Origin of the sequence: Simkania negevensis Z, from assembly GCF_000237205.1 — a bacterium.
Lineage (GTDB): Bacteria > Chlamydiota > Chlamydiia > Chlamydiales > Simkaniaceae > Simkania > Simkania negevensis.
Genome location: NC_015713.1, coordinates 246,188 through 261,647 on the forward strand (window position 1 = coordinate 246,188; position 15,460 = coordinate 261,647).

The following is a 15,460-nucleotide window of genomic DNA, read 5'->3' on the forward strand; positions in this document are numbered from 1 at the left end:
TTATACCATTTATCGAAAATAAATTACAGAATTTGCAGGGAGGTTTTCGAGGGAAAGCGAGCAAAATAAACCCAGGGTGCAGATTATTATCAGTCACGCTGAGTAATTTCGCGCCATTTTTTGATGATTTGGGCTGCAATGGGAGCAGCTTCTTTTCCGTAATCTCCAAATCGGAGGTAGACGATCACAACGAGCTCAGGCTGCGCAGTCATTGGGTCAAACCCATCAGATCCAACATTGCTAAAGCTAATGGCACCAAACCAAATGTCTTTACAAATCAAAGGCGGGAGTTCTCGATCAAGAGTTGGGCGGTAGACAAACTCGGCTGTTGAGGTTTTCCCAATAAATTGGTTTTTGAGGCTTTTGTAGTCGTGGATGAGTTTGGGGTGGTTCAAAAGCGAGCGGATGCGATAGGGCTGCGCCGGCCCTTTTTCTCCCCAAACCACTTGATACAGACTGTCGAAAAGCTTGGTTTGTACCTCACGAGGCATGAAGAGGGTGTTACGAACTTCTTTGGTAAAAGGGGTGATTTTAGGCTCTTCACGGATTTTTTGTGTTTCGGTAAATAGAGGAAAGTGAAGGCCCGCACTTTTTAAGTAATCTTGGTAAGCATAGCGTGGCGAAGCGAAGAGCTGGGCTGGGTCGTTGAGAATTGACACTCCGGCGATCAGATTGACCACTTGGGGTTTGAGCACTTCGCCGCCATTCGCAAGTGTAGAAAGCATCACTGATGCTTGTAGGGGGGTGACGACAAGTGAGTGTTGCCCAATCGCAAAGGCGTAAAGCCCTGTCCGGTTATCTCGAATATCGTCTGGAACATAGCCGGCAATTTCTCCAATAAGATCGATTCCTGTAGGCGATCCGAATCCAAATTCTCGAGTGGTGTCATAGAGGCTAGAAGGATGATCGATGACTTCTCCAGCAAGGAGAGAGAAATAAATGTTGCTCGAGCGTTCCATGGCCTCTAAAAAGTCGATTTTTCCCAAAGAAGCGTGACTGCGTGGGAGCCGACCTCCCTTGTATTGGCGGGTGATCCATTTCCCATCAAGGGTGCGGCCGAGAACGGTTCCTTGATCTGTCACAATTTGTGGATTGATTTCGTCGTAGAGAGTGAGCGGATTTAAATCTCGGATAGTAGCGCCCCTCTTTTCCAACTGAAGATACTCTTGTTTGAGCGCTTCATATCCGGTTACCGGTTTAAAAAGAGATCCCAAGGTAGTTGCTCGACCATAGGCGTAAGACTTTCCAAACCCCATTCCATTTTTCGGATAGAAAAAGGAGGCAAGATCTTGCAAGGTCTGCTCGCCGCGAAGTTTAGAGCAACCATAGTAATGTCCCCAAAGGGGATTTGTAAGATCGCGGAAAGGGCGCATCGTTTTTAAGTAAGAAAGAGCTTCGCTCATTGCAAGTTTTTGCAGGCGCTGACTTAAACGTTTGAGGTGTTGCATCGTCTCACTCTTTCCCCTTTCGAGCTCTTGTCGTTTGAGAGCGAGGTGGAATGAAAACGGTTTAAGTTCCAGATCTTCTAAAAGATTTCCAAAAATGAAAGTCTGCAGAAAGCTCCATTTGTGGGTTTCCCAAAATGTTTGGAAGAGCTTTGATTCTGCTTGAGATAGGTAATCGGTGTAGGGGTGCTCGTAAGTTTTTTTTGCTTTTTCTTCTTCCCGTTTTTCTTTGAGATAGGCTTTAAAATTTTCTTTTCTCCAAATAGGAAAAATCCGTTCGTGATAGACGGTTTCAACTTGGGCTTTTACTTCATCTTCGACTACGACAAAGGCTTGACACAGACTCCGATGCAATCCCAGTGAGTCTTTTCCGACAACTCCAAGTAACACTTCAGAAAAGGCTTCTTCATTGACTGCAAGCTGAAGCAAATCGAAAAAGAGGAGTTTGTCGTCATTGTGTTTGATGGGCTCAAGGTAAGGGTCGAGATCAATTTTAATCAGGCGTATCACTTCTTGATTGAGCCGCTCTTGAATGCGCTGCATTTCTTCGTTTTCTAATTTGAGATGAGAAGGGGTGTGTCCTTTTCCTTCTGAGTAGAGTACTTGCAAAACACCGTGCAAACTTGAGGTTTGCGCGAGTTTCATTAGGGCTTGTGAGAGGTGCAAGAGTTCGACCGCTTCTTGGATTGAACCGATTTGTTTGATGGTTTTTCTCACAGTACCTGTTAAAGACAAGACTTGATCGAGGTAATGATCCCAGCTTAAGAGCTCCTTTTCTTCATAGGTACCTTTTGAGCTAAATGAGTGTTTTTCGCGCATGAGATAGGCTTTCCCATCCCAAATATTTGCAATGTGACGAGGAGTTTCTAGCCATTGATGGATACGTTCATTGTTTTGCGCTGTGAAATCATTGGGATCAAGCCGTGGATATGAAGCAAGTGCCACTACTTCTCCTGTTTGAGGAATCATAGCGACAATAGCTCCCCCGTGAATCCATGGAGGAGCAACTTGATCGTGATTTTTTCCTGCAAGAGGGAAGTGTCCTTGCCGATCTTTTTCACTTTGGACAAGTAGGGATTCGGCAAATTCTTGCAATTCGGAAGAAATAGTTAAAAGGATTCGCTTACCTGAAACAGATTCGCTCTTACCTGGAAGATTGCGAATCAACCGTCCTTTTGCGCCAATTTCAATTTGCCTTTTTCCATATAGACCTCTGAGTTCTTCGTCAAAGACCCGTTCGATTCCCATTTTCCCGACACGTGCATGAATTGTGTAAGCCCTTTCTTTCAATTCATCGTAGCGAAGACTGACTTCTCGTGCTCTCTTAAATCCTTTGGGAAGGGCAGTAGGAAGTCCTTCTTCCCGCTTTTTTAAAAAGTCCTGGAGGGTTTGCATTTCTTCTGCAATCGCGTAATATTGACGGTCATTAATGGCTCCCATGTAGCCGACAATGTCCGAGCCAACCTTTCCGAGCGGATAATAACGCTTGGCACCTCGTTGCATTTCCAGGCCAACCCAATCCTTTTCAAGTGCGCGCAAACGGCAGTATGTCTCTTCTGAAATGTCTTCTTTGATCACAAATGGAGTATTCGGAAAAATGGAAGCTTGAGAATGGATCAGGTCTTCGATTTGAACAGGATCCATTGCGAGTTCTTGTCCTAAAAGCTTAGCTAAGTTTTCAACATACCTTCTGCGTTCAAACACGCGAACTTTTTTCCCTTTGCCATTTTTTTCGTAACTAAAAACAGGAATTTCTCGAATACGGTCATAACACACAGCTGCGTTATACTGCGTTTGATTGATGGCTAAAGGAATGTTAAAACGGTCACGAATGGTGCCCCGAGCGGCAGGTTCGATTAATGTTTTGCGTTGAGGGCGACGGGCCTTTTCTTGAAATGTGTCGTGCTTGATGACAGAAAGATACCAGACCCGAATCAGGATCAACAAGAAGATGATCAGCAAAAGATGGAGAACATGATTTGCTCTGCGTGGGACGTCTTGATTTTGCATGGCGTCCCCAATGTAACACGAAGATTATTTTTGTTCTTCAGGAAAGTATTCACTTGCGAGCTTTTGCTGCTTATCGTGATATTTAGCCACCACTTCTTTCATTTTTTCTTGTGTTGCATTAGCAGGTTGAACCCGATTTGTTGCCAAATCATGAAGGAATTTACGGGTGATGCCTGCAGCTTGCACTTGAGGATAGATTTTCTTTGCTGTTGTGATGTACCCTTTGATTTTTGGATCGACATCTTGTCCTTGTACTGCAAGTTCCATCTGTTTGAGTTTTTCAAGTTGAAGAACTGCTCGCTTTTTGAGGTACGTCATTTCATCGAGTTGATTTTGAGTTGCAAGAACATCAAGTGCTAGGGTTTTGAGCCAAAATTCGGTATCAATTGCAATGAGCTTGTTTTCAATTAATGTTTTTCCATCGCCTTTAAACTTCCAGTTTAAGGTTGCTAGGTAGTCTAAACTCTCTTGCTCGTGTTGGCTAGGAGTGAAAAAGATCATCTCTTTGACCTCGCGAGTAAGAGGGCAATTAGGCTCAGATAGGCAGAGCTCAACAAGTTCACGATTTTCTGCTTCATGCAAAGCTGTCATTTTCTTTTTGAATTCGCTCGTTTTGTCTGCATCGAAGTCTTGAACGACCGAAGAAAGCTTTTTCCTCTCTTCCAAAAGGTGGTTGTATTCCCACTTATCGGTTGCATCCTGATATTTTTCATGGACACTCTGGAGAAACGAGTCGTATTCTCCTGATTGATAACTGTTTAGGATTTCGTCTATAAATTTAGGTTCGGGTGGTGCCTGAACGGTCTCTGTCTGGGGGTGCTGCTTGTCTTGAGGCTGAGCAAAGCCTGGGAGGACGAGAGCAGTCATGATCATTGGGAGTAATAGAAATTTTTTCATTCTTCTGTCTCCTGCCATAGCAGTTATAACAATCATATTAATTATAGTATGATCAAGGCCTAAAAATCAATCAATCAAATTTTATTATTACAACTCTATAGCATATAAGTTAAATAATTTAATGATTAAATTAATTTTTATGAAAAAGCTTTGATAACGCAAATATACTCAAACAACTTCAAAAATTGGATTTTCGGCTGCGCCAAAGCACCGTAATTTGCCGATTTTAAGTGGCCTCATATTCCTAATATTAGGCGACTTAAAATCGACGAATTCCGAAAGATTTCGCGTTGCCCAAAACCAATTTTTGAAGTTGTTTGAGTATACACCATTTTCATAGACGCGGAGATGGAGAGCCTAACTTCAGGTGATCTACGCAGACATCTTTAAGAGCATCTTGCCCTTTATAGGATTCTAATTGGACGTGAACCCTTTTGCGATCTTTTTCACTGAGCATACTTTGAAAGAGTGATCCGGTGTGTTTAAAAGCTTCTGCAAACGTTTGGTTGAAAGCATTTGCTAGCACTGGGTCTTTGCTGCCGAACACTCCTAGGCCAACTCCAGTGACGTGCAAGACGACTTCTTTATCGGGATACTTTTCTAAGAATGCTAAGGTTTGTTTAAACTGGGCTGTAAAGTTGGCAACATAGGCCCAGTACTGAAGCTTTTTAGAAGCTTTTGAGCCTTTATCAAGATCATAGGAGTATCCATATGCAGGTGCGGCTCCTAGAATGAGATACACTGGCTCTGTAGATTCACTTAAACGGGACTCATAACAAGGAGCTTCGTATTTTTCAAAATTCTTCTCAAGCTCATCCGCAAACTTTTCGATATTTTCGTTTTTAGGACAAAGGTAGCCGTGTTCAATTGCAGAGCCATTTGTATAGGTTGTTCCAGCTGAGGGGAGAGCCTTTTCCATCATGTTGAATCCGAGATGGGTTAAATAGGCCGTAACGCTTTCAAATGCGACTGGATTTGTGCGCTGCGCTAAAGGACCTTGGGTATGGTCCCATTCAGACTTTATCATAGCTTGGCCAATGGGTGGAGTATAACGGCTTGGAGCTTCAGCACCGTTGTACTGACTTGCTGCACTAAAGAGGTGCACCCGCTTGGAATCTTGTCCCGCTTGAGGAATATCATTTTCGACTCCTTGTGTGATGGACCAATGAAAAATATTGGGATCGAGCGGCTTTTGAGGAAGAGAGTGATCCCATCCTTCAGCTGTGACATAGCTGACTTCAAGACCTTGCTCTGCCATCGCCTCTTTAAAAGCCTTTTTTGCAATTTCCTGACCTTTTTTCTGGAAAAATCCTTCGTTTTCAAGAGAGCTAAGCTTTTCTAAAAAAGTTTTGAAAGATACAGAAGTAGGAGAAGTTGGCTTGCGTGAGGGTAGAGGAGGTGGTATCTGTGGTGGGAGATTTTTTGGAGAGACAGACAGTGCAAACTGGTCGTAGTTATTCAGTGCGCGGTCCAAAATGGCAAAAAATAATCCAAAGATTGGAAGAAAATCAAGGAAGCACCAGATAGCGTGAAAAACCCAGTTTTGAGAGGAAGTTTTTGTAGGAGAAAGCGTCTGATTTCTAACGAGCTCATCGACTTTATTCGAGGTTGCCTGGGCTGCTTCATAATGGCGCGAAGCAAGTGTCCAATTGTAGAACAGAAAGTAATGCTCTGGCGTGATATAATAATTTATTTGCACCTGAATCTCCTATTTTCACAGAAAGTTTAGCACATTTTTTGCATAGGCTCAATGGTAAAAACCTGAACTCTGGGTTTCTTTCACTCATTCTCAGGGATTTTTCTCTTTCTTCTCAGCCTTTTTTCCTCGAAAAGGAGCGTTTGGCCCTTTCCATCAGCAAAAATACCGAGAATTTAAGAGAAATTGCTTTCCTGAGACTAAGCAAAATAAACCCAGAGTTCAGGTTAAAAGAGTTTTTATGCTTGGAAAAAAACAGGGAATCATATAAAAATTTGGGGTTCTACGCGCCTGTAGTTCAATGGTAGAACCATAGCCTTCCAAGCTATTTGTGTCAGTTCGATTCTGATCAGGCGCTTTTTTTATATAACATTACGAACCAAGACCGAAATCTTCATGTAATATGGAGATGCCGTCGTCAACAAAAGGGACAAGGCTTGGCAACAAAACCAAAAGTGTCTGTCAAAGAACTCTTAGAATCTGGAGCCCATTTCGGCCACCAGAAACAACGTTGGAATCCCAAAATGAAGCGCTATATCTTTGAAGAGCGCAATGGGATTTACATTATCGACCTAGCTAAAACAGTTAGACAAATTCAAAACGCCATTGAGGTGATTACAAAAGTTGTTGAAAACCATAAGCGTGTTTTGTTTGTCGGAACTAAAAAGCAAGCAAAAGCTGTTATCCGTGAATTTGCAGAGCTCTGTGGAGAATTCTACGTTGCAGAGCGCTGGCTCGGTGGCATGCTGACCAACTTAACAACAATCCGTCAGTCTGTAAAAACTCTTGAACGCATCGAAAAGCAAATCGCTGCCGGAGGAGAAGGATTGACGAAAAAAGAGATGACTCTTTTAAGCAAAGAGCGTGAAAAGTTAGACCGCAACTTATCAGGAATTCGCGGAATGCGTAAAGTTCCTGGTCTTCTTGTTGTTGTAGATCCAAGCAAAGAGCATATCGCTGTTGCAGAAGCTAACAAACTGGGCATTCCAGTTATGGGTCTTGTAGACACCAACTGTGATCCCGATCCTGTAGATCACGTTATTGCGTGTAACGACGATGCCCTCAAGAGCATTAAACTCATTATTAGAGCCCTTTCTCATACTGTAATCGATCGCAAAAATGAACTCAATATCGCTATCGAGAAGGAAGAAGAAGTTGAGCATAAGAAAAGGCTTGAAGAAGAGTCTCATGTCGAGGAAATTGCCTCCGAAGATGAAAATGAAGCAAAAGAGGAGGACTAAAGAGTGAGCAAAGAAATTACAGCAGCATTAGTCATGGACCTGCGTAAGCGCACAGGTGTTGGAATGAGCAAATGTAAAGAAGCTCTCGTCGACGCTGGTGGCGACATCGAAGAGGCGATCCACATTCTCCGCAAAAAAGGGATTGCATCAGCTGTAAAAAAAGGAGAGCGTGAGACCAACGAAGGTGTGATTGGGTTTGCTGAAAATGATAAAGCAGCCTACATCGTTGAAGTAAATGCTGAAACGGACTTTGTTGTTCAAAACGATCGCTTTAAAGAGTTTCTCAAAAATATTTGTGATGAAGCCCTTGCTGCAAAGCCAAAGTCAGTTGAAGACTTTTTAAATCAAAAGTACAGCAAACATCCAACATTGACAATCGATGAATACCGCGCAGAAACGGTCCACTCCCTAGGTGAAAACATTCAGATTAGACGCATCTTAGATTTCGCAAAGGGAAGTGATCGCTCAGTTGGAATCTACTCTCACATGGGTGGAAAAATTGTCACAGTTGTGGTGATTCAAGGAGCCGGTGGTCAAGAAGCCCTTGCGCGTGAAGTTGCAATGCACGTTGCTGCTGAATCTCCAGACTTCCTGAAACCCGATGAGGTTCCTGCAGATGTATTGAAAAAAGAAGAAGACATTGCACGTAGCCAAATTCAAAATAAGCCAGCAGAAATCCAAGACAAGATTGTCCAAGGTAAAGTAAAAGCTTATTACGAACAGTCTTGCCTTCTGAACCAAAAGTACGTCAAAGATCCTTCTATGACTGTAGAAGAATTTGTCGCAAAGTCTGCAAAAGACGCAGGAAAATCGTTTAAAGTTGTAGAATTTGTCCGTTGGCAAATCGGAGCATAGGCTAAATTCTAATGTCCCAGAAGCCGGCATATAAACGCGTTTTACTCAAACTTTCGGGAGAGTCGCTAAAAGGCGATTATCCCGGAGTTGTCGATCATGATGCCGCGCACCATATTGCCGATCGAATTTGTGAAGTTTATAAGCTAGGCGTTCAAATTGGGCTTGTGATCGGAGGAGGAAATATTTTCCGCGGCTCACAGGCAGAAAGATTTGGCTTTGCGCGTACCCCTGCCGATCATGTTGGCATGCTAGCCACCACAATCAATGGACTCATTCTAGGTCAGGTGCTTTCAACCAAAGGGTGTAAAACTCGTGTGATGAGCGCTTTGAACTTTGATGGGATCGTTGATACTTACAACTGGAATCATGCTATGCATGCCCTTGAGAAAGGGTATATTGTAATCTTTGTTGGAGGAACGGGAAATCCCTACTTCACAACAGATACAACAGCCTCTATGCGCGCAAGCGAAATCGAAGCCGAAGTCCTGCTTAAAGCCACTAAAGTGGACGGCATTTACAACAAAGATCCGATGAAATATCCTGATGCCGAAAAGTACGACCATCTAACCTTTTCAACAGCACTGGCCGAAGATCTCCATGTGATGGATGCAACAGCAGTCGCTATGTGTCGGGAAAATGGCATACCGATTCATGTGTTTGACCTCTTTTCTAAAGATGCTATGTTGCGGGCAGTGTGTGAAAAGAAAGGTGGGACTCTTGTAACGGGAGATCAATGAGAGTATGAGTTTTATGGATGAAACTAAGAAAAATATGCAAAGTGCGCTCGATCATTTAGCTGACGAGCTCAAACATCTCCGGACAAATCGTCCGAATCCAGCGATTTTAGATTCAGTGGTAGTCGAAGTTTATGGCGCGGAAATGAAGATTCGCGATCTAGCTTCCGTCTCAATTTCGGAAGGAAGACAACTGCTCGTCACTCCTTTTGACCCTCAAACGGCTGGACCGATCGGTAAGGGGATAGAAAAAGCGAATTTGGGTCTTCAAGCGATTGTCGATAATCACGTCGTCCGAGTTCCCATTCCACCGATGAGTGCAGATTTGCGAAAAGGGATCGCTAAAGAAGCAAAAGATAAATCTGAAAAGACAAAAGTCATCATCAGAGATCACAGACGCAAAGCCAACGACATGGTGAAAAAGAAAAAGTCAGATGGCGAAATCTCTGAAGATGAGCAAAAGAAAAATGAAAAGCTGATCCAAGACCTCACAGATCAGTTTTGTAAGAAAGTCGATGAGTTATATACTCTAAAGGAAAAAGATATCCTTGAGGTATAATACCCTTAGAAGGTAAAATGTTTAAACTTGACCGATAGTCATTTCATATGGCCCCATCGTCTAGTCTGGCCTAGGACACCAGATTTTCATTCTGGCAACAGGGGTTCGAATCCCCTTGGGGTCAAGATTGAGGCTTTAGCTCAGTCGGTAGAGCATCTCCCTTTTAAGGAGAGGGTCGATGGTTCGAGTCCATCAAGCCTCAAACAAAAAGCCGTAGTATTTCTACTACGGCTTTTTTTATGCTCTTATGCTATAATTATTAAAAAAATTTTTTTGAGGAATAAATGACTACAAAAACTCGAGAAAAACAAGAAGACTCATATTACACATCGTTTATGAACACGGTGTACGATTTACCATGGAAAAAGATAGGGGCTTACGTTTTAGTTGCAAGCCTCATTCTCGCTCCTGCTATGGCGGTTGCAGTGGCAACGCTAACGGCGCAGGCAAATGATCAGTGCATGGGGGATACATGTTTAGCTGATCGGATGATCGAGCCTTGTATTGGAGAAGATTGTCCAGTGGCTTCGGCTTTTGCTCAGATGCATTTTGCCTCTGCTCTTCCTGCTTTTCCAAATTGGTATCACAATCAAATCATTTTCGATGCAGCTGCACTGACCCATGTTGACTTGCAATACCAAGGTCAAATTGTAACGTCAGCAGAAGTGATCACAGAGGAATTTGAAACTATTTCAACGAGGCAATATGCGACATTTAATGTTTTGCACCAAATTTCAGAAATGCCCATAAATGAAATGTCAGAAATTGTGACGAGAATTTTTAATAGTGCTCCACAAAGAGGAGTCATGTTGACGCTAGGTGAAAGAGTATTTAGCTTTGGAATTGATCCCAAAAGCGTCGAAAACCACAATGCAGCTCTTGAGTTTATCGAACAAAACCTTTTAAACAGGAATGATTTTACTGCTGAAGAGCTTGAGACACATCTTAATTCCCTTCACCGCATTTTTGCGAAAGACTCTCAAGCGAAGGGAGGAAAGTACCGAGATGGAGTTGTAGTGCTCCAAGGAGATAATGTTGGCATTGGACTTAAAGAGACGGTCGAAATCGTCCGCAGAAAAGAGCCTCAAGCTGTGAATGAATTTAAGCGGATTTATAACCGGTTTTTTCAAGCATCCAACAGCGAACAAGCCCTGAAAAGTTTTACAAAAGAAGAAAAGAGAGTTTTGAGTTTAGCTATTGATGTTGATTTTCCTTTTCCTGATCAAGTTTCAAAAAAAATGAAGCAGTTTTGCCATGATTATGTTGCAAAATTACGTGAGAACATTCCGACTGTTGACTTTGCGGCATGGATTCATGATACATTGATTGGAATTCACCCATGGGAAGATTGGAATGGTCATGTATCACGAGCTTTGATGAATGGAGAGTTGGCGCGTCGGGGACACTTACCCTTTCTCATTTTTAATGTTGCTGAGTATAATGAAGCTGTACGCAGTCACCGGTTCAAAGGGCATCTAGTTGAAACGCAAGAAAAAGTTCAAAAACTCGCTGAGCAACTTACTCACGAAGAGCCGATGAAAAAAGTGTTGGTGCAGGTTTAATGAGAAAAGGTTTTTATTTTCTTAGGCATGGTCAGACAGATCACAATGCAAAGGGAATTTTAGCTGGTGCAGAGATAGATGTTCCTCTAAATGAGACAGGAATTCAGCAGGCACAGAGGGCCAAGACAGTCATTCATCAGTTGCCTATTGAGATGGTTTGCTATAGCCCACTGATACGGGCTAAACAAACCATGCAAATTGTCGCTGCTGATCTGAACTTACACTACATCCAAGTGCAAGAACTCAAAGAATGTGAAACAGCTGTTTGGCTAAAAATGAATCGAAGAGGGGAGCATCTCGAATCTGAGCTTGTTCAAACCTTTTTTAACCAAGTCGAATACGGGCTGGGCCAAGTCCTCTCATTTGGAAAATCGATCCTTGTCGTGTCACACGGGGGAGTGCATTGGGCGCTTTGTCATCTTTTAGGAATTCAAGACCATGACTACATGATTGAAAACTGCAACCTTGTTCATTTTCAGCCTGTTGGGCATACTGAATGGATTGCTGAAAAGATACATGACGAAATGTGATGAAGCCCAATTCACTAAAAGTAGGAGATGAAGTTCGTGTCATCGCTCCTTCAAACAGTTTAACCGTAGTTTCTGAAAGCAATCGTCTCTTAGCAAGAGAGCGGTTAGAAAAGCTCGGATTGAAGATCACGTTTGGAAAAAATGTTTTGGAAACTGGTTTATTTGGATCAGCATCCATTGCAGCACGTATCGAAGATTTGCATGAGGCATTTGCAGATCCTCATGTAAAGGGCATCTTAACTGTTTTGGGTGGGTACAATTCGAATCAACTTCTTGCATCTATCGATTATGAACTCATCCGGAATAACCCAAAGATTTTTTGTGGTTATTCCGATATCACGGCGCTGCAAAATGCATTTTTAGCCTGTTCTGGACTTATCACATATTCGGGGCCGCACTATAGCAGCTTTGCTATGCAGGAAGGGTTTGAGTACATTGTAGAAGGGTTTAAGCAGTCAGTTTTTTGTCAAAATGAAGAGGAGTACGTTCTTCATCCTTCTAAATTTTGGAGCAGCGATTCCCTATGGTTTCTTGATCAAGACAAGCGCTGTTTTGAAAAAAATCCAGGGCCGAAAGTGATTTATGAAGGGGAAGCAAAAGGGATCATTGTTGGGGGTAATCTCGGAACATTCAATCTTTTAAAAGGAACATCTTATTTCCCGTCTTTAGAAAATACGATTCTATTTGTTGAAGATACGGAAAGTGGGGGACGTGACGTTGAGTTTGAAAGGCAGTTGCAATCCTTAATCGATTTTCCCGATTTTGGAGGAGTACAAGCTCTGGTGATAGGTCGCTTTGAAAAGACGGCAGACATCGATGCCAAGAGGTTAGAGACGATTATTAAAAGCAAGCCAGCTCTAAAGAAACTTCCTGTGGTCTATGATTTAGACTTTGGACATACAACTCCGTTTTTTACCTTCCCCATCGGAGGACAAGCTCAGCTAAGAGCGGGGCGTGATCAATCAGTGGAGCTGAAAATCTTTTAACGCTTACGAATCTCTAAAATTGTGCCGGTAGTACGATCGCTGCGAAGCACTTTGAGAATTTCTTCTGCCACTTCTTGTGAAGAGAGAAGAGTAGATGGGTCTTCTTCGGGAAAATTGTTGCGCCGCATCGGTGTATTGGTCCGTTGGGGCACAACGACATTGATGCGCAATTCGGGATGCTCTTCTGCAAATCCTTGAGTGAAGTTCACAATCGCAGCTTTAGTAGCTGAGTAAATCGTATATTCTTTGCGTCCTCGCGAAAAGGCCGAGGAAGAGAGGTTGATGATGTGCCCTCCATCTTTGAGTTTGGCGCAGCGACAACTGTAGAGGAGAGAGTGCAAATTCGTTTGAATGAGATGGTCGATTTCATCAGATGTCAGGGTCTTGAACGGCTTGACTGCAAGGTGACCGACGCAGTTGATAAGCCCATCGAGAGGGCCATAGGTGTCATGCAAGTGATTAAAAACCTTTCTCACTTCTTCAAAGTCGGTTAAATCAACTGGAAAATCAGGGGAAGATTTGGATAGAACTAGGGCTTTGGCCCCTTCACTTTTCAAAAACTCGGCAAGCGATGAGCCAATCCCACCAGTTCCGCCAGTGATTGCGAAGGTTTTTCCTTCTAAAGGAGTACCGGCTCCCGAAAAGGTACTGCTATGGAGACGCATGAGCTGTTCGGCCAAAAAGAGATCGAGCTCACTTGTGATCTTAATGTTGTCTGAAGAACCGGGAACGATATGAACTGGGTAGCCGAGTTGTAACACGAGGCTGCAGTCGTCTGAGGCGTTTTGATTTTTGGCTTTTTCATGGGCTTCGAGAAGTAAGTGATAGGAAAAGCTTTGAGGGGTTTGACCACGTAAGTACTCAGATCGTTTGGGGATCGATGTGATCGTGTCGAAGGTTTCGGCATGAACAATGGTATCAGCAGAAGGGATGCAGGTGTCTACGGCCGAGTGTGACTTGAGCGCATCGATGTTTTTTCGAATAATTTCTTTGGAAATGAAAGGGCGAACGGCATCGTGAATGACGACAAAATCGGTTTTGAGCCCGCAGGATAGAAGCCCCCGATAAGTCGAGTCTTGCCTAGTGTATCCTCCTTCAACAATCCTTACACGTGGGGAATTTACTTCTTCTTTCACGGTGGAAATCCATGCAGGATGACAAATAAGGAGGATTTCTTCGAATTCATCAAAAGATAAAAAGGTCTCTAAGGTATGAAGATAAACCTTCTTTCCCGAGAGGTTGAGAAATTGCTTAGGGGTTTCAGCTCCAAATCGCTTTCCTTCCCCACCCATCAATAAGAGTGCTTTCATCAGATTTTCAACTTTAGTTTATGACACTGTTGTTTCAAATAATCTGCTCGTTTCTCTGCGAGTTGCTCAGGATTGAGAGATTCTTGAGAATCAAGGGCTAAATGGGCCCGCCGGCAGCGGAAAAAAATAGCGCTGATCTCTTGATCTGTCATTCCATCCACCCATTCTAGATCGATCCCGAGTTTAAGCAAACTTAAAGCTTCAAAGGCTTCTTTCGTTTCGATTTGAAAAGAGTGGAGGAGCAATCCGTAGGCTCGGCTGATCTTATCACGCATAAAGCCGTCTTTTTCGAGCATAAGTTTTTCACGACGTTTAGCTTCAAGCTTCATTACCTCTGCTCCTGCTTTATGCACCGAGTCGAGGATATGATCTTCACTGACCCCCAAAGTAAACTGATTTTTGAGAGTGATAAAATCTCCAATATATTCATCTCCACCTCCCAAGCCATGAAATGTCACTTCATCTGGGAGGTTCTTCACCAGAACTTCGTCGAGCTCTTCTAAATGTATCAAGCAGGGAATATGAAGGATGGCTTCAACCGACAAAGCCGTTCCACAAGAAGTGGGATCAGAGCTGAGATATCCAAATTTTGGGTTGAATGCGAACTCATGGAGCTGCCCAATAGCTCTTTCAAATGAAGAGAGATTTTCCCACTTCGTTTTCCAACTTGAAGCTGGTTCTAAGCACGTGAGAATGAGATGTTCATCTCCCTCGACACGAACGAGGAAAAAACCTGAGGGATCGATCAAGTATGATTTGGCATCTCCTTCTAAGAGAAAATGCTCTGCTAGAGCTTCTTTGAGCGTTGTAGAAAGATCTGCCTCACGAAAGAGAAATCCTTCTTTCACAGGAGGGGTTTTACTCAGTGTAGGTTCTATGAGGGATAGGAGTTGTTGCTCTTCTGTTTCACTTATCTTTGGAGAAAAGGGGAAAGAGGCCAAATTCCGTTTCAAGGTGAATCGGGAAGAAAGCCAAATGGGGCTTTTACTTTGCCCCCATAAAGAACTTTCGGAAAGTAGGTTAGAAAGCATTTGAGGATCATTCATGGGTATTTTCCATAAGAGAGTTGATTTGGTCTCTTAGCCATGCGGCTTGTTCGTAGTTTTCACCCTTAAGAGCATCACTTAAGGCTTCATTTAAAGAATTTAAGCGGCACGAATTCAACTCTTTTTGATTCGTTTGCGGCGTAGATCCAACGTGAAAAGACGAATTCTTACTTTTTTGAGACGGCTTGACGTTGGGTGCGATTTGATTCATCGCCGTGAGTTGATCGGTCAAAATATCTTGGAAAATGACATAACAATCTCTACAGCCAAGAGGTTGTCCCAATAGCAAGGATTCAAGTGAGGTGTGGCAGGTGCTGCAGCACAGACCTTCTTCTTTCTTAGGAGCTTCGGCGCTTTTTTCATCTTTTTTCCCCTCAAGCTTTTGCTTGAGTACAGGGCACTCAATGCACATGTGGTGCACGGTTATTTGGGCTCCGACGACTTCTTGATAGACGACAGCAGCTTTCTTTTTACATTGACTACATTCTAAAGGACGCTCTTCCATACCTTTGGCTTATATGTGTTTTCGGAAATAATAAAAATCTCTTTTCTCTCCAAACACCATATGATATGGAAAAAAATAGATAGC

13 protein-coding genes and 3 tRNA genes are annotated in these 15,460 nt (G+C 43.0%); 10 read left to right on the forward strand and 6 right to left on the reverse strand.

The features are described from left to right. Window positions 1-89: 89 nt before the first annotated feature. From SNE_RS01755 to SNE_RS01765, 3 genes are all read right to left on the reverse strand, one after another. Window positions 90-3,455 (reverse strand): penicillin-binding transpeptidase domain-containing protein, encoded by a 3,366-nt coding sequence (locus SNE_RS01755; protein WP_013942578.1) that lies wholly within the window; start codon window positions 3,453-3,455, stop codon window positions 90-92. Between the two features lie 24 nt (window positions 3,456-3,479). Beyond that, window positions 3,480-4,352 carry a hypothetical protein gene (locus SNE_RS01760; RefSeq protein ID WP_041418682.1) on the reverse strand — a complete coding sequence of 291 codons (873 nt, stop codon included), beginning with the start codon at window positions 4,350-4,352 and terminating at the stop codon, window positions 3,480-3,482. Window positions 4,353-4,686: 334 nt separating this feature from the next. Continuing rightward, window positions 4,687-6,051, reverse strand: a complete 1,365-nt coding sequence (locus SNE_RS01765) for a hypothetical protein (RefSeq protein ID WP_013942580.1) — start codon at window positions 6,049-6,051, stop codon at window positions 4,687-4,689. Window positions 6,052-6,335: 284 nt separating this feature from the next. Here SNE_RS01765 and SNE_RS01770 point away from each other — a divergent pair. The 10 genes from SNE_RS01770 (at window position 6,336) to SNE_RS01815 (ending at window position 12,515) form a co-directional block, all read left to right on the forward strand. Beyond that, window positions 6,336-6,406 (forward strand) — tRNA-Gly (locus SNE_RS01770). A gap of 79 nt (window positions 6,407-6,485) precedes the next feature. Continuing rightward, complete coding sequence (gene rpsB, locus SNE_RS01775) at window positions 6,486-7,289, forward strand: 30S ribosomal protein S2 (RefSeq protein WP_013942582.1); 804 nt, start codon at window positions 6,486-6,488, stop codon at window positions 7,287-7,289. A 3-nt stretch (window positions 7,290-7,292) separates the two neighbouring features. Further along, window positions 7,293-8,144: a translation elongation factor Ts gene (tsf, locus tag SNE_RS01780; RefSeq protein WP_013942583.1), complete on the forward strand. Its 852-nt coding sequence runs from the start codon at window positions 7,293-7,295 to the stop codon at window positions 8,142-8,144. An 11-nt stretch (window positions 8,145-8,155) separates the two neighbouring features. Beyond that, on the forward strand, window positions 8,156-8,881 hold the full coding sequence (pyrH, locus tag SNE_RS01785) for a UMP kinase (protein ID WP_013942584.1): 726 nt from the start codon (window positions 8,156-8,158) through the stop codon (window positions 8,879-8,881). A 13-nt stretch (window positions 8,882-8,894) separates the two neighbouring features. After that, window positions 8,895-9,437, forward strand: coding sequence for a ribosome recycling factor (gene frr, locus SNE_RS01790; protein ID WP_013942585.1), 543 nt, complete (start codon window positions 8,895-8,897; stop codon window positions 9,435-9,437). Window positions 9,438-9,486: 49 nt separating this feature from the next. Next, window positions 9,487-9,561: transfer RNA gene (locus SNE_RS01795), tRNA-Glu, on the forward strand. Between the two features lie 5 nt (window positions 9,562-9,566). Next, a tRNA-Lys gene (locus tag SNE_RS01800) sits at window positions 9,567-9,639 on the forward strand. 82 nt (window positions 9,640-9,721) lie between these two features. Continuing rightward, window positions 9,722-10,999 carry a Fic family protein gene (locus SNE_RS01805; protein WP_013942586.1) on the forward strand — a complete coding sequence of 426 codons (1,278 nt, stop codon included), beginning with the start codon at window positions 9,722-9,724 and terminating at the stop codon, window positions 10,997-10,999. Further along, window positions 10,999-11,529, forward strand: a complete 531-nt coding sequence (locus SNE_RS01810) for a histidine phosphatase family protein (RefSeq protein WP_013942587.1) — start codon at window positions 10,999-11,001, stop codon at window positions 11,527-11,529. Before SNE_RS01805 ends, SNE_RS01810 begins: the two co-directional genes overlap by 1 nt. Next, complete coding sequence (locus tag SNE_RS01815) at window positions 11,529-12,515, forward strand: S66 family peptidase (protein WP_013942588.1); 987 nt, start codon at window positions 11,529-11,531, stop codon at window positions 12,513-12,515. Before SNE_RS01810 ends, SNE_RS01815 begins: the two co-directional genes overlap by 1 nt. Here the strand turns inward: SNE_RS01815 and ispD are convergent. From ispD to SNE_RS01830, 3 genes are read right to left on the reverse strand one after another with little or no spacing between them, the layout of a single operon-like run. Further along, window positions 12,512-13,825 (reverse strand): 2-C-methyl-D-erythritol 4-phosphate cytidylyltransferase, encoded by a 1,314-nt coding sequence (gene ispD, locus SNE_RS01820; RefSeq protein WP_013942589.1) that lies wholly within the window; start codon window positions 13,823-13,825, stop codon window positions 12,512-12,514. The two genes, SNE_RS01815 and ispD, sit on opposite strands and share 4 nt — an antisense overlap. Then, complete coding sequence (locus SNE_RS01825) at window positions 13,825-14,871, reverse strand: arginine kinase (RefSeq protein WP_013942590.1); 1,047 nt, start codon at window positions 14,869-14,871, stop codon at window positions 13,825-13,827. Before SNE_RS01825 ends, ispD begins: the two co-directional genes overlap by 1 nt. Then, window positions 14,864-15,376 carry a UvrB/UvrC motif-containing protein gene (locus SNE_RS01830; RefSeq protein WP_013942591.1) on the reverse strand — a complete coding sequence of 171 codons (513 nt, stop codon included), beginning with the start codon at window positions 15,374-15,376 and terminating at the stop codon, window positions 14,864-14,866. Before SNE_RS01830 ends, SNE_RS01825 begins: the two co-directional genes overlap by 8 nt. Window positions 15,377-15,460: the final 84 nt, after the last annotated feature.

Excerpts from the sequence above, each read along its gene's own strand:
- SNE_RS01825 (WP_013942590.1), bottom strand. The coding sequence starts at position 14,871 with ATGAATGATCCTCAAATGCTTTCTAACCTACTTTCCGAAAGTTCTTTA.
- pyrH (WP_013942584.1), top strand. The coding sequence starts at position 8,156 with ATGTCCCAGAAGCCGGCATATAAACGCGTTTTACTCAAACTTTCGGGA.
- SNE_RS01815 (WP_013942588.1), top strand. The coding sequence starts at position 11,529 with ATGAAGCCCAATTCACTAAAAGTAGGAGATGAAGTTCGTGTCATCGCT.
- SNE_RS01760 (WP_041418682.1), bottom strand. The coding sequence starts at position 4,352 with ATGAAAAAATTTCTATTACTCCCAATGATCATGACTGCTCTCGTCCTC.
- ispD (WP_013942589.1), bottom strand. The coding sequence starts at position 13,825 with ATGAAAGCACTCTTATTGATGGGTGGGGAAGGAAAGCGATTTGGAGCT.
- SNE_RS01830 (WP_013942591.1), bottom strand. The coding sequence starts at position 15,376 with ATGGAAGAGCGTCCTTTAGAATGTAGTCAATGTAAAAAGAAAGCTGCT.
- SNE_RS01805 (WP_013942586.1), top strand. The coding sequence starts at position 9,722 with ATGACTACAAAAACTCGAGAAAAACAAGAAGACTCATATTACACATCG.
- SNE_RS01755 (WP_013942578.1), bottom strand. The coding sequence starts at position 3,455 with ATGCAAAATCAAGACGTCCCACGCAGAGCAAATCATGTTCTCCATCTT.
- frr (WP_013942585.1), top strand. The coding sequence starts at position 8,895 with ATGGATGAAACTAAGAAAAATATGCAAAGTGCGCTCGATCATTTAGCT.
- SNE_RS01810 (WP_013942587.1), top strand. The coding sequence starts at position 10,999 with ATGAGAAAAGGTTTTTATTTTCTTAGGCATGGTCAGACAGATCACAAT.